18 protein-coding genes are annotated in these 13,060 nt (G+C 39.4%); 13 read left to right on the plus strand and 5 right to left on the minus strand.

Annotated elements, in window-relative coordinates:
* The first annotated feature begins 5 nt into the window (after window positions 1-5).
* The 7 genes from QM460_RS00355 to QM460_RS00385 all read left to right on the plus strand — a co-directional run bounded on the left by QM460_RS00355 (window position 6) and on the right by QM460_RS00385 (window position 6,879).
* Window positions 6-746, plus strand: coding sequence for an esterase family protein (locus tag QM460_RS00355; RefSeq protein ID WP_414288761.1), 741 nt, complete (start codon window positions 6-8; stop codon window positions 744-746).
* Window positions 747-758: 12 nt separating this feature from the next.
* Window positions 759-1,925: an ATP-grasp domain-containing protein gene (locus QM460_RS00360; protein WP_301559731.1), complete on the plus strand. Its 1,167-nt coding sequence runs from the start codon at window positions 759-761 to the stop codon at window positions 1,923-1,925.
* 158 nt (window positions 1,926-2,083) lie between these two features.
* Complete coding sequence (gene gla, locus QM460_RS00365; protein WP_049503004.1) at window positions 2,084-2,953, plus strand: aquaglyceroporin Gla; 870 nt, start codon at window positions 2,084-2,086, stop codon at window positions 2,951-2,953.
* Between the two features lie 272 nt (window positions 2,954-3,225).
* Window positions 3,226-3,759, plus strand: a complete 534-nt coding sequence (locus tag QM460_RS00370; protein WP_414288763.1) for a YutD family protein — start codon at window positions 3,226-3,228, stop codon at window positions 3,757-3,759.
* A gap of 16 nt (window positions 3,760-3,775) precedes the next feature.
* The gene (gene rlmN, locus QM460_RS00375; RefSeq protein WP_045763788.1) at window positions 3,776-4,861 is read left to right on the plus strand and encodes a 23S rRNA (adenine(2503)-C(2))-methyltransferase RlmN; all 1,086 of its coding nucleotides are present in this window, start codon (window positions 3,776-3,778) and stop codon (window positions 4,859-4,861) included.
* Window position 4,862: 1 nt separating this feature from the next.
* A complete protein-coding gene (locus QM460_RS00380) occupies window positions 4,863-5,336 on the plus strand; it encodes a VanZ family protein (RefSeq protein ID WP_414288764.1) in 474 nt (157 codons plus the stop codon).
* A gap of 1 nt (window position 5,337) precedes the next feature.
* The gene (locus QM460_RS00385) at window positions 5,338-6,879 is read left to right on the plus strand and encodes an ABC-F family ATP-binding cassette domain-containing protein (protein WP_049503000.1); all 1,542 of its coding nucleotides are present in this window, start codon (window positions 5,338-5,340) and stop codon (window positions 6,877-6,879) included.
* Window positions 6,880-6,940: 61 nt separating this feature from the next.
* Here the strand turns inward: QM460_RS00385 and QM460_RS00390 are convergent, their stop codons facing one another.
* The 5 genes from QM460_RS00390 to QM460_RS00410 all read right to left on the minus strand — a co-directional run bounded on the left by QM460_RS00390 (window position 6,941) and on the right by QM460_RS00410 (window position 10,302).
* Complete coding sequence (locus QM460_RS00390) at window positions 6,941-7,180, minus strand: zinc-ribbon domain-containing protein (RefSeq protein WP_083501000.1); 240 nt, start codon at window positions 7,178-7,180, stop codon at window positions 6,941-6,943.
* Between the two features lie 27 nt (window positions 7,181-7,207).
* Window positions 7,208-8,014, minus strand: coding sequence for a peptidylprolyl isomerase (locus QM460_RS00395; RefSeq protein WP_414288765.1), 807 nt, complete (start codon window positions 8,012-8,014; stop codon window positions 7,208-7,210).
* A 71-nt stretch (window positions 8,015-8,085) separates the two neighbouring features.
* Window positions 8,086-8,898: an HAD family hydrolase gene (locus QM460_RS00400; protein ID WP_414288942.1), complete on the minus strand. Its 813-nt coding sequence runs from the start codon at window positions 8,896-8,898 to the stop codon at window positions 8,086-8,088.
* Window positions 8,899-8,911: 13 nt separating this feature from the next.
* A complete protein-coding gene (locus QM460_RS00405; protein ID WP_414288767.1) occupies window positions 8,912-9,655 on the minus strand; it encodes a DeoR/GlpR family DNA-binding transcription regulator in 744 nt (247 codons plus the stop codon).
* 113 nt (window positions 9,656-9,768) lie between these two features.
* Window positions 9,769-10,302, minus strand: a complete 534-nt coding sequence (locus QM460_RS00410; RefSeq protein WP_414288769.1) for a hypothetical protein — start codon at window positions 10,300-10,302, stop codon at window positions 9,769-9,771.
* Between the two features lie 179 nt (window positions 10,303-10,481).
* On the opposite strand from QM460_RS00410, the gene rpsP reads away from it, so the two are divergent.
* From rpsP to QM460_RS00440, 6 genes are all read left to right on the plus strand, one after another.
* Window positions 10,482-10,754, plus strand: a complete 273-nt coding sequence (gene rpsP / locus QM460_RS00415; protein WP_004253064.1) for a 30S ribosomal protein S16 — start codon at window positions 10,482-10,484, stop codon at window positions 10,752-10,754.
* Between the two features lie 19 nt (window positions 10,755-10,773).
* Window positions 10,774-11,013, plus strand: a complete 240-nt coding sequence (kphA, locus tag QM460_RS00420) for an RNA-binding protein KphA (protein WP_000379617.1) — start codon at window positions 10,774-10,776, stop codon at window positions 11,011-11,013.
* A 43-nt stretch (window positions 11,014-11,056) separates the two neighbouring features.
* Entirely contained in the window at window positions 11,057-11,392 is a 336-nt protein-coding gene (locus QM460_RS00425) for a MazG nucleotide pyrophosphohydrolase domain-containing protein (RefSeq protein ID WP_414288770.1), read from the plus strand.
* A gap of 71 nt (window positions 11,393-11,463) precedes the next feature.
* Window positions 11,464-11,982, plus strand: a complete 519-nt coding sequence (gene rimM, locus QM460_RS00430) for a ribosome maturation factor RimM (RefSeq protein WP_316108272.1) — start codon at window positions 11,464-11,466, stop codon at window positions 11,980-11,982.
* A complete protein-coding gene (gene trmD, locus QM460_RS00435; RefSeq protein ID WP_414288943.1) occupies window positions 11,972-12,691 on the plus strand; it encodes a tRNA (guanosine(37)-N1)-methyltransferase TrmD in 720 nt (239 codons plus the stop codon). The genes rimM and trmD overlap by 11 nt, the downstream gene beginning before the upstream one ends.
* Before the next feature lie 12 nt (window positions 12,692-12,703).
* Window positions 12,704-13,042 (plus strand): ATP cone domain-containing protein, encoded by a 339-nt coding sequence (locus tag QM460_RS00440; protein WP_001196044.1) that lies wholly within the window; start codon window positions 12,704-12,706, stop codon window positions 13,040-13,042.
* Window positions 13,043-13,060 lie beyond the last annotated feature (18 nt).

Consider the following 13,060-nt stretch of genomic DNA (forward strand, 5'->3'; position numbering starts at 1 on the left):
AGGATATGAATATTGAACATCTTAGCCACTGGAGTGGTCATCTAAATCGTGAAATGTACGTCAATCGTTACGGACACGCAGGTATCCCAGTGGTTGTCTTTGCTTCCTCAGGTGGTAGCCACAATGAATACTATGATTTTGGCATGATTGATGCATGTGCATCCTTTATCGAGGAAGGTCGAGTGCAATTCTTTACCCTTTCAAGTGTCGATAGTGAAAGTTGGCTAGCAACATGGAAAAATGGTCATGACCAAGCTGAAATGCACCGTGCTTATGAGCGATACGTTATTGAAGAAGCCATTCCTTTTATCAAGCACAAGACAGGCTGGTTCGACGGCATGATGACGACAGGCTGTTCTATGGGAGCCTATCATGCACTTAACTTTTTCCTTCAGCATCCAGATGTCTTTACCAAGGTAATCGCCCTCAGTGGTGTCTATGATGCTCGTTTCTTTGTTGGAGATTACTACAACGATGATGCTATCTATCAAAATTCACCAGTAGACTATATCTGGAATCAAAATGATGGTTGGTTTATCGATCGTTACCGTCAGGCTGAGATTGTGATTTGTACTGGCTTAGGTGCTTGGGAGCATGATGGCCTGCCTTCTTACTACAAGTTAAAAGAAGCCTTTGACCAAAAACAAATTCCTGCCTGGTTTGCAGAATGGGGACATGATGTCGCCCATGATTGGAATTGGTGGCGCAAACAAATGCCATACTTCCTCGATCACATGAGTCTGTAAAAGGAGTAGCTTATGAATTATCTTGTAATTTCACCCTATTACCCACAAAATTTCCAACAGTTTAGTATTGAACTAGCCAATAAAGGAATCACCGTTCTAGGGATTGGGCAAGAACCCTATGAACAACTAGATGAGCCACTGCGCAATAGCTTGACTGAGTATTTCCGTGTTGATAATCTTGAAAATATTGATGAAGTCAAACGTGCAGTTGCCTTTCTTTTCTATAAGCATGGTCCAATTGACCGCATTGAATCTCACAATGAATACTGGCTAGAGCTGGATGCTGCTCTTCGTGAACAATTTAATGTCTTTGGTGCCAAACCAGACGACCTCAAAAAGACCAAGTTCAAGTCTGAAATGAAGAAACTCTTCAAAAAAGCTGGAGTTCCAGTGGTTCCAGGTGCTGTCATTGAAACAGATGCAGATGTTGACAAAGCTGTGAAAGAAATTGGCCTTCCTATGATTGCCAAACCTGACAATGGAGTGGGAGCGGCAGCAACCTTCAAGCTTGAAACAGAAGAGGATATCCATCATTTCAAGGCAGAGTGGGATCATTCAACCGTTTATTTCTTTGAAAAATTTGTTACTTCTAGTGAAATCTGTACCTTTGATGGTTTGGTAGATAGAGATGGAAATATCGTCTTTTCTACGACCTTTGACTATGCCCATACACCGCTTGATCTCATGATTTACAAGATGGACAATTCTTATTATGTTCTTAAAGATATGGATCCAAAATTGCGCAAGTATGGTGAGGCAATCGTTAAAGAATTTGGCATGAAAGAACGTTTCTTCCATATTGAGTTCTTCCGTGAAGGTGATGATTATATTGCCATTGAGTATAACAACCGTCCAGCAGGTGGCTTCACCATTGATGTTTATAACTATGCCCATTCTTTTGATTTGTACAAGGGCTATGCAGCAATCGTTGCGGGTGAGCCATTCCCTGCTTCACAATTCGAACCACTATACTGTTTGGCAACATCTCGTCGCGCTAATGCCAACTATGTTTATTCAGAAGAAGACTTGCTCGCTAAATACGGTCAGCAATTTAAGGTTAAGAAAATCATGCCTGCAGCCTTTGCTGAATTGCAAGGAGACTTTCTCTATATGCTAACGACACCAAGTCGTGAGGAAATGGATCAGATGATCAAGGACTTTGGTCAGCGTCAAGAATAATCAAAATTTTGACTTAACAAACTAGGTTTGTTAGGTCTTTTTTTAAGAACTAAAATAAAAGCGTTTTCCCGCAGTATTCTTTTAGAAAATCTGTTGCTAAAAGGCTTAAAAATTGATAGAATAGGGATTGTCTAAAAAATATTAAGGAGAATCTATCAATGGATTTCGCATGGGCAGTCAAATATGCCACTGAATTTTTGGGAACAGCCATCTTGATCATCTTGGGAAATGGTGCAGTTGCCAACGTTGAACTTAAAGGTACGAAAGGTCACCAAAGTGGCTGGCTCGTTATCGCTGTTGGTTACGGTATGGGGGTTATGATCCCTGCCTTGATGTTTGGTAATGTTTCTGGTAACCACATCAACCCAGCCTTCACTCTTGGTCTAGCAGTTAGCGGACTTTTCCCTTGGGCACAAGTAGTACCATACATCGTTGCACAAGTCTTGGGAGCAATCTTCGGACAAGCCTTGGTTGTTGCAACTCACCGTCCTTACTACTTGCAAACTGAAAAAGCAAACAATATCTTGGGAACATTCTCAACAATTTCAAGTATTGACCAAGGTACAAAAGAATCACGCTTTGCAGCAACAGTTAACGGTTTTATCAACGAGTTTGTTGGTTCATTCGTTCTCTTCTTTGCAGCACTTGGTATGACAAAGAACTTCTTTGGAGCTGAAGTCCTCCAATACATGAAACAAATGGCAACTCAAGCTGGTCAAAATGTTGACTTCTCTGATTTGGCAATTAAAGCTCAAGTAGCGCCTCATACAGCATCAGGACTTGCTGTTGGTCACTTGGCACTTGGTTTCCTAGTAATGGCTTTGGTTACTTCACTTGGAGGACCTACAGGACCTGGTTTGAACCCAGCTCGTGACTTTGGACCACGTCTCCTTCATGCCTTCCTTCCAAAATCAATCCTTGGTCAACACAAGGGTGATTCAAAATGGTGGTATGCTTGGGTACCAGTAGTTGCACCGATTGCAGCTGGTATTGCAGCAGTAGCACTTTTCAAATTACTTTACCTATAATCACAAGAAAAAACTGGGAAGCCCCAGTTTTTTCTTGTCTACGAAAGTCGAGTTTTTAGATAGAGATTCTTATACTCAATGAAAATCAAAGAGCAAACTAGGAAGTGAGCCGCAGGCTGTACTTGAGTACGGCAAGACGAAGCTGACGTGGTTTGAATTTGATTTTTGAAGAGTATTAAATCGTCAGACTTTTTTCATTTTAAAACTAAAGGTGAAAATAAAGCAAAAATGTGGTAAAATAGAGTACTAAGTAAACGTTAAAAAGGAATATTATGCGTAAAGAGATTGCACCCGAATTATATAATTACAATAAATTCCCTGGTCCTGAATTTCATCTATCTGGAGATAAAGTCGAAGCTGAAGGGTTTACCTTTACTTTGGTTGAAAATAGTAAGGATGCTTTTGATGCAACGGCATTTACTCAACGCTTTTCTGAAGTTTTAAGTAAGTTCGATTTTATTGTTGGAGACTGGAGTAATGAGCAGTTGCGCTTACGTGGTTTCTACAAGAATGAGCGAGCTGAAGAGTCTCTCGAGAAAATCAGTCGTTTACAAGATTACCTACTTGAGTATTGTAGCTATGGTTGTGCCTACTTTGTTCTAGAAAATGAAGTTCCTAAACGAGCACCGTTTGACCAAAAGATGCGCAAAAAAGAGGAAGAAAAAGATAATCGAAAAGGGAAAAAAACTTCTCAAAGTAAGAAAAAAAATCATACGGATAAGAGAAATAGACGCCGTTCAAAAGAACAGAAATCTCAGAAAGAAGACAAGGGGCAACGTCATTTCGTCATCCGTCAGAAAGATTAGAGAATAAGGAGAAAACATGAAACCGTCTATTTATAGTTTAACACGTCAAGGCATGCAAGAATGGGTCTTGGAGCAGGGAGAAAAGAAATTCCGTGCCGACCAAATCTGGGAGTGGCTTTACCGTAAACGTGTCCAATCATTTGAAGAAATGACCAACTTATCTAAGGATTTGATTGCCAAACTCAATGATCAATTTGTAGTCAATCCTTTGAAGCAACGCATCGTGCAAGAATCAGCTGATGGTACTGTAAAGTATCTCTTTGAGTTGCCAGATGGGATGTTGATTGAGACAGTGCTGATGCGTCAACACTACGGTTTGTCAGTCTGTGTAACGACTCAGGTAGGCTGCAATATCGGTTGTACCTTCTGTGCATCAGGCTTGATCAAGAAGCAACGTGACCTCAATAACGGTGAAATCGTTGCGCAGATTATGTTAGTCCAAAAATATTTTGATGAACGTGGACAAGATGAACGTGTTAGTCATATCGTTGTTATGGGTATTGGAGAACCTTTTGATAACTACAATAACGTCTTGAACTTTATCCGTACCATCAATGACGATAAGGGAATGGCTATCGGTGCTCGCCATATCACCGTATCAACTTCAGGTTTGGCTCACAAAATCCGTGAATTTGCTAATGAAGGAGTTCAGGTCAACCTTGCTGTTTCTCTTCATGCACCAAACAATGAACTTCGTTCAAGCATCATGAAGATTAACCGTGCCTTTCCAATTGAAAAACTCTTTGCTGCTATCGAGTATTATATTGAAACAACTAACCGTCGCGTAACTTTTGAATATATCATGCTCAATGAAGTGAATGATGGTGTGGAGCAGGCGCTTGAGTTAGCTGAATTGCTTAAGAATATCAAGAAATTGTCTTATGTCAACTTGATTCCTTACAACCCAGTTAGTGAACATGACCAGTATAGCCGTAGTCCTAAAGAGCGTGTTATGGCCTTCTATGATACGCTCAAGAAAAAAGGTGTCAACTGTGTCGTTCGCCAGGAACATGGTACAGATATCGATGCGGCTTGTGGACAATTGCGTTCAAATACCATGAAGCGTGATCGCCAAAAGGCAGTAGCTGAAGTAAATCCATAAGATGAGTCGAAAAACATTACTAAGCTTGGGAGTGCTTTTATACAGTCTTTGTATCGTCTGTTTTTGTTTTACTCCCCAGCCTCAACTTCCTACAGGAGTGGAAACTCCAGGTATTCAAACTTTTGGACGCCTGGTTTTTCTTTTGACGCCTTTTAACTCCCTTTGGAAACTGGGTGAAGTAACAAGTCTTTTTCAGTTATTTTGGATTTTTTTGCAGAATGCCTTAAATATCCTCTTACTTTTCCCACTGATTTTCCAACTTCTCTTTCTCATGCCTAGTCTAAGAAATACTAAGAAAGTGATTTTGTTTAGCTTTTTATTGAGCTTGGGAATTGAATGCACACAACTAGTTTTAGACTTTTTCTTGGACTTTAATCGGGTCTTTGAGATTGATGATTTGTGGACCAATACCTTGGGTGGCTACCTAGCTTGGCTCCTCTATAAACTACTACATAAAAACAAGATAAGGAATTAAAATGAGTATCTTAGAAGTTAAAAATTTGAGTCACGGTTTTGGTGACCGTGCGATTTTTGAAGATGTATCTTTCCGCCTCCTTAAAGGTGAACATATCGGCTTAGTTGGTGCCAATGGTGAAGGAAAATCAACCTTCATGAGCATCGTAACTGGTAAAATGTTACCTGATGAAGGTAAGGTGGAATGGTCTAAATATGTGACAGCTGGCTACCTAGATCAGCATGCTGTGCTTAAAGAAGGCCAAACTGTTCGTGACGTTCTTCGTACAGCTTTTGACGAATTATTCAAAGCCGAAGCACGTATCAATGAACTCTACATGGAAATGGCAGAAGAGGGCGCTGATATCGATGCATTGATGGAAGAAGTTGGAGAACTTCAGGACCGTTTGGAAAGCCGTGATTTCTATACCTTGGATGCTAAGATCGATGAAGTGGCGCGTGCCCTTGGTGTCATGGACTTTGGGATGGATACGGATGTAACAGCCTTGTCAGGTGGACAAAGAACCAAGGTACTTTTGGCCAAACTCCTTCTTGAAAAACCTGATATCTTGCTTTTGGACGAGCCAACCAACTACTTGGATGCGGAACATATCGACTGGCTCAAGCGTTATCTTCAAAACTATGAGAATGCCTTTGTCCTCATTTCTCACGATATTCCATTCCTCAACGACGTTATCAATATCGTCTATCACGTTGAAAATCAACAGTTGACACGCTATTCAGGCGATTACTACCAGTTCCAAGAAGTCTATGCCATGAAGAAATCACAGTTGGAAGCAGCCTATGAGCGTCAACAGAAAGAAATTGCGGATCTCAAGGATTTCGTAGCCCGTAATAAGGCGCGTGTTGCTACTCGTAACATGGCTATGTCTCGTCAAAAGAAATTAGACAAGATGGATATCATCGAACTTCAAAGTGAGAAACCAAAGCCATCCTTTGAATTTAAATCAGCTCGTACACCTGGACGCTTTATCTTCCAAGCCAAGGACTTACAGATTGGTTACGACCGTCCCCTTACTAAACCATTAAATCTTACCTTTGAGCGCAATCAAAAGGTTGCTATCATCGGTGCCAACGGTATCGGGAAAACAACTCTCTTGAAGAGTCTTTTGGGAATCATTCCACCTATTGCTGGGGAAGTTGAACGTGGGGACTACCTAGAACTCGGCTACTTTGAACAAGAAGTGGAAGGTGGCAATCGTCAGACCCCACTGGAAGCAGTATGGAATGCCTTTCCAGCTCTTAACCAAGCCGAAGTTCGTGCTGCCCTTGCCCGTTGTGGTTTGACGACTAAACATATCGAAAGTCAGATTCAGGTCTTGTCAGGTGGGGAACAAGCCAAGGTTCGTTTCTGTCTCTTGATGAACCGCGAGAATAATGTCCTTGTACTTGACGAACCTACCAACCACTTGGATGTGGATGCCAAGGATGAACTCAAACGTGCTCTGAAAGAATACAAGGGTTCTATCCTTATGGTTTGCCACGAACCAGACTTCTACGAAGGCTGGATGGACCAGATCTGGGATTTCAATGAGTTGACATAAAAAGAGAATTCCGTAAAACTAGAATAGTAAAAAGCCAAGTCTGTGTAACTTGGCTTTTTGGCTAGTAATTTAAATAGGTTTCAATATCAGATTTTTGAATTTCTTTCCCGTAGTGACAAATCGGGCAAGAAACGAAATAAGTTTTTCCGTAAGGAAAGAGTGGAATCCAGTAAAGGGTAAATTTACGTCCAGTTTCTGAAATTTCCCAAGTGTCGGCATTGTTACAGTGACCACACTCGATAGTGGTTTGAGTATGTCCTAAGACCTTTTGGTAACCTTTCGAACCCCAGAATAAAATCATTTTCACATCTCCTTATTTTAGGCCATCCTATTTTTTACTGAAATCGTAGTCCTTAACAATTTCGATACTGTCGATTGTAATAGCAGTAGTTGGTTTGTCTTTTTCGTCTTTTTCAGCCTTGGCAATCTTGTCAACAACATCCATACCGTCGATGACTTGACCAAAGACAGGGTGCTTACCGTCTAGACTAGGATTTCCACCTTCTTTGTAGGCTTCGATAATTTTCTTTGGATAGCTACTTGTAGGGAGTTTGGCAGAAATGTCTGTCGTATTTTGGTTGATGAAGAACTGGCTACCATTTGAATTTGGTTGACCAGTATTGGCCATAGAGAGAGAACCACGAATGTTATAGAGGTAAGGAGAGATTTCGTTTTTGAAACCTGTTCCCTTGTCTTTAGTCTTGTCCTTATCATGCCAGATGGATTCGCCACCTGTCCCATCTCCCTTAGGATCTCCAGTTTGTACCATAAATCCATCGATCACTCGGTGGAAGGTAACGCCATTGTAGTAGCCTTCTTTTGCGTGAGTTAGGAAATTTTCAACCGCAAGTGGAGCTAGCTTTGGAAAGAGTTTGATGCGGATATCTCCTTGACTGGTGTGGAGAATGACTTCAGCTTCGTCTTCAGCAACTTCCTTAGAGAGTTGTGGGAAGTTAGCATTTTCATTTGTCAAAGCGTCTTTGAGATCCTTGGCAGATTGGGCAGCTGCTTTGGAACTTTCTTCAGCAGCCAAGCTAGAATCTACATAGTCATCCCCTCGGAGACTACGTTGGATACTGCTACATCCAGCAAGGGCAAAAGTTGAGATTAATAGAAGTGTTGCTATTTTTTTCATGGTAATCCTTTCAAAAATCATTTCTACCATTGTACCCTAATTGAAAGTGGATTTCAAATATTCAATTGTGATCATTCCGATAGTACATACAATTTTATGGCCTTACTTACACCATTTTGATCATTAGAATCTGTTACTTTATTTGCACAGACTTTAACATCTGTAGGAGCATTTCCCATTGCAACACCAAGTCCAGCGGTCTCAATCATTGGAATATCGTTATAATTATCTCCAATACTCATAATTTCAGTGAGTGATAGTTGATAATAGTTGGCTAATTCTAACAGAGCTTGTTTTTTTGAGACTTGATTATGTGTGACTTCAAGATAGTTATCCTTCGAAAGGTAAAAGTCAGTTTGAGGGAAATCTATTGTTGCTAATGTCTCTTTAAGTTTCTGGATAGTAGCTGCATTATCTATTAGTAAAAGTTTATGAATAAGATTCTTTTCTTCCTGAAGAAAATCTGCTAGTGAAGTAACTTTTGGGCTCTCTCCAGTAATCTGTGCTTCAATTTCTACCCATTTATCTAAAGCATTTACGTACCAATCTTTTCCAGAATAAACATTGATAGAAACTGTCGGAAATTCTTTTGTTAAAAAATCATGTAGTAAGAGTAATTCCTTTTTATTAATAGTATGCTGACTTAGAATTTTATCTCCTGTACTAATGAGAGCACCATTATAACTTGCAATTGGAAAATCTGTGATTCCAAGTTCTTTCGAAATTGGAGCTATACCAAGAGGAGAGCGAGCAGAAGCTAGAACAAAAGGAATTTCACTTTGTTTTAAAAGTGGCATAAGCTCTAGTAAATGAGAGTCTAATTGGTGATCTTTATCCAAAATAGTGCCGTCAATATCACTTATGATTAACTTTATTACTGACATATGTTTCTCCTTTCTAAAATAGAATAGTTGTTTTGCCATCTAAAGATTGTTGAATTTCTAAGTCGGGTTCTTTGTCTGTAATCCAATAATCAAAATCAGTAAGTTCGGAAAGAATATAATGAGAGTGTTTATTTATCTTGCTGGTTTCAGCTAACAAGACGCGAATTTTACTGGTTTTAAATGCTCTTTTTTTCATTAGAACATCTTCTTGATCTTCAAAACTAACTTGTCCGTCTGAAAGACTAGCTGCACCAAAAAATGCTAAGTCAAATTTAATTCTATTCAAAGATTCGGATTCTTCTAATGAGTAATAGAAACGATTCTTTTTATGAAATCGTCCACCGATAATGTGAAAATCGACATTTTCATTTTCTCCTAAGACCAGTGCATTATCCAATGAATGGCTGAAAATAGTAACTTTTTTATCTGTTATTTTTGCTAACTCAAGTACAGTTGTTGAAACATCATAGAAAATTAATTGTGAATCAGAAATGAGTTGGGTAGCTAAATGAGCAATTTTCTCTTTTTCTTTAGATGATTGTTCTGCTCGACCTTTATAACCAAGAATCCGTTGCTTTTGAATTGGCAATAAACCTCCATGAGTTCTTTTTGCTCGTTTCTCCTTTGCGAGAATAGCAAAATCTCTACGGATGGTATCTTTAGAAACATGGAAATGGTCAACCATTTCTTTTGCTGATAGACTTCCTCTATCCTCTAAAAGTTTAATGATTTCTTCTAATCGTTGTTCTTGGTACATATGAATTCCCTCTTTTAATACTAATATACCTCTTTCGTAAGTGATTGTCAATAAATGTAATGATTTATAAGTGTTTTAAAAGATTTACAAAAAAATCAACCTGACTTGGTTGATTAAAGATTCTTCTTTGGATGGCGGTCAATGATTGCCTGATGGTCCTTGAGAGCCTGTTCTCCTTTTGGAGTTAGTTTATAGCCACGAATCGAAAAGAGACTTGCTAATTCCTCTTCTGAAAAATGTTCATGAAGGGCTTGATCCAGGTCGCCAGCCTTCATTTTAGAAAGTCCAGTAACCCCCTTCTTCTTCAGGATATTCTTTTTCATGGTGCTATTTAGATGGTCAAGCGAGTCAAAAGCAGTTTCGACAAGAGCATAGCCTTTTTCAACGAGCATTTCTAAATGTTTTGGTGCATCAATTCCATAAGTATACTCAAAATATTTTGGAAACCAAGTTTCAGTGGTGAAAGTTCCAAAGTTGATTCTCCAGAGAAGGATGATATCACCTGCTAATAAATTATTCTCAAGGAGTTCCATATTGCGTTTTGGTACAGGTTTAGGATTTAGGAGCCAAGCTTCCATATCACGATTTGGAGATATGTAGGGTTTGACTGGATAGTCTTTATAGATGGTACTCAAAATAGTGTTCATAAAATTATTCTTTCTTTTTTTCCTTACCAGTCTAACAAATTTCAAAAAAAAATTAAAAATATTTAAACTCTGTCAAGTTTTTTTCTTGACACCTCTCAGAAATCTGCTATAATAGAACATGTGCTAAATAGCTTAGCTATTTCACCGAACTAAAAAATAAAAGAAAAGAGATATTAAAAATGGCAGTAAAAATCCGTTTGACTCGTATGGGTTCTAAGAAAAAACCTTTCTACCGTATTAACGTAGCAGATTCACGTTCACCACGTGACGGACGTTTCATCGAAACAGTTGGAACTTACAACCCACTTGTTGAAGAAAACCAAGTGACTTTGAAAGAAGACCGTATTCTTGCATGGTTGGCTGATGGAGCTCAACCTTCAGATACAGTTCGCAACATCCTTTCAAAAGAAGGCGTATTGAAGAAATTCCACGATTCTAAATTCTCAAAATAAGTTTAAAGTAGGTTGACAGATGGATACGATTGAAAATCTTATTATTGCAATTGTGAAACCTTTGATTTCACAACCAGATGCCCTAACTATCAAGATTGAAGATACACCAGAATTTTTGGAATATCATTTGGATCTTGACCAAAGCGATGTGGGTCGTGTAATCGGTCGTAAGGGTCGCACTATTTCTGCGATAAGAACGATTGTCTACTCTGTCCCAACTGAAGACAAAAAAGTAAGAATCGTTATTGACGAAAAATAAAAAAAGCGGGACGGATGTCCCGCTTTTTTGCTAGGAGCAGGATATGAAGGATTTAACAGTTAGACAATTACAAGCCTATTTGCTAGAACATTACCAGCAATCTCGTACAGAGGAAGGTCTTTTTATCAAGCTAGTAGAGGAAGTTGGTGAAGTAGCCGAGGTTTTAAATGGACGTTCTGGACGAAAAGAGGGAGTTCAGGACTCAAATGAGGAACTTGCTAAAGAACTTGCTGATATTATTCATTATACGGTTGCAATCGCAGCCATCAACGGCATAGATTTAACCAAGACAATTTTTGAAAAAGACAAAAAGGCTGCCATCAAGTATCACCATGAACGAGATTTGGAAGGATATTTAGAAGCGGAAGGTCAGAACTAGCTTTTTTCTCCAACTTGTGAAAATACCTAGAACGTGATAAAATAAAGGGAGAAACATACACAGGAGATCAAATGAACTATTTTAACGTTGGAAAAATCGTCAATACACAAGGTTTGCAAGGTGAGATGAGAGTCTTATCTGTGACGGATTTTTCGGAAGAACGCTTTAAAAAAGGTGCAGAACTGGCCTTGTTTGATGAAAAGGATCAATTTGTTAAAACAGTGACTATCGCAAGTCACCGTAAGCATAAAAACTTTGATATCATCAAATTTAAGGATATGTATCACATCAATGATATCGAAAAATACAAGGGCCACAGTTTGAAGGTTGCAGAAGAAAACCTGAATGACCTAGATGAGGGTGAATTTTACTATCACGAGATTATTGGACTAGAGGTCTACGAGGGTGATAACTTGATTGGAACCATCAAGGAAATCCTTCAACCAGGTGCCAATGATGTCTGGGTAGTTAAGCGTAAGGGAAAACGTGATCTGCTTTTACCATATATCCCACCAGTTGTCCTCAATGTTGATATTCCAAATAAGCGTGTGGATGTAGAACTCTTAGAAGGGTTAGATGATGAAGATTGATATTTTAACCCTCTTTCCAGAGATGTTCTCACCGCTAGAACATTCTATCGTTGGAAAGGCCCGTGAAAAAGGACTTCTTGACATCCAGTATCACAATTTTCGTGAATATGCTGAAAAGGCCCGTCATGTGGATGATGAGCCATATGGCGGGGGTCAAGGGATGTTGCTACGTGCGCAACCAATCTTTGATGCCTTTGATGCTATTGAAAAGAAGAATCCGCGCGTGATTCTTTTGGATCCTGCTGGTAAGCAGTTTGACCAGGCTTATGCTGAAGATTTAGCACAAGAAGAGGAACTCATCTTTATCTGTGGTCACTACGAGGGCTATGATGAACGCATTAAGACCTTGGTAACAGATGAGATTTCCCTTGGTGATTATGTTCTAACTGGTGGAGAACTGGCAGCAATGACCATGATTGATGCAACGGTTCGCTTGATACCAGAAGTAATTGGGAAGGAAACCAGTCACCAAGATGATAGCTTTTCATCTGGGCTCCTTGAATATCCTCAGTACACACGTCCCTATGATTATCGAGGTATGGTGGTTCCAGAAGTGCTTATGAGTGGGCATCATGAGAAGATTCGCCAATGGCGTCTCTATGAAAGTCTCAAAAAAACTTATGAGCGTAGACCAGATTTGTTGGAACATTATGAATTAACAGCAGAAGAAGCTAAAATGTTAGCGGACATTAAAGGAAATACAAATTAAAAGGAGAAGCCTATGCAAGTCATTAAACGTGATGGACAAGTTGCCGACTTTGATCCAGATAAAATTTATCAAGCCATTCTCAAAGCTGCTCAAACGGTTTATGTTTTGACAGATGATTTACGTCAAAACCTAGCTCAGGTAACTAAGAAAGTTGTCTTGGATCTAGAAGAGGCAAAAGTGGAGCGTGCGACAATCAGCATGATTCAATCAATGGTTGAGCATCGCTTGCTTGGTGCAGGTTACATCACCATCGCTGAACACTATATCTCTTACCGTTTGCAACGGGATTTAGAGAGAAGTGGTTACGGAGAACACATTGCTGTTCACCTTCATTTTGAACAAATTCGTTAATAGAAAAGAGTGAGATGA

It is taken from the genome of Streptococcus infantis, assembly GCF_047464415.1.
Classification (GTDB): Bacteria; Bacillota; Bacilli; order Lactobacillales; family Streptococcaceae; genus Streptococcus; species Streptococcus infantis_AE.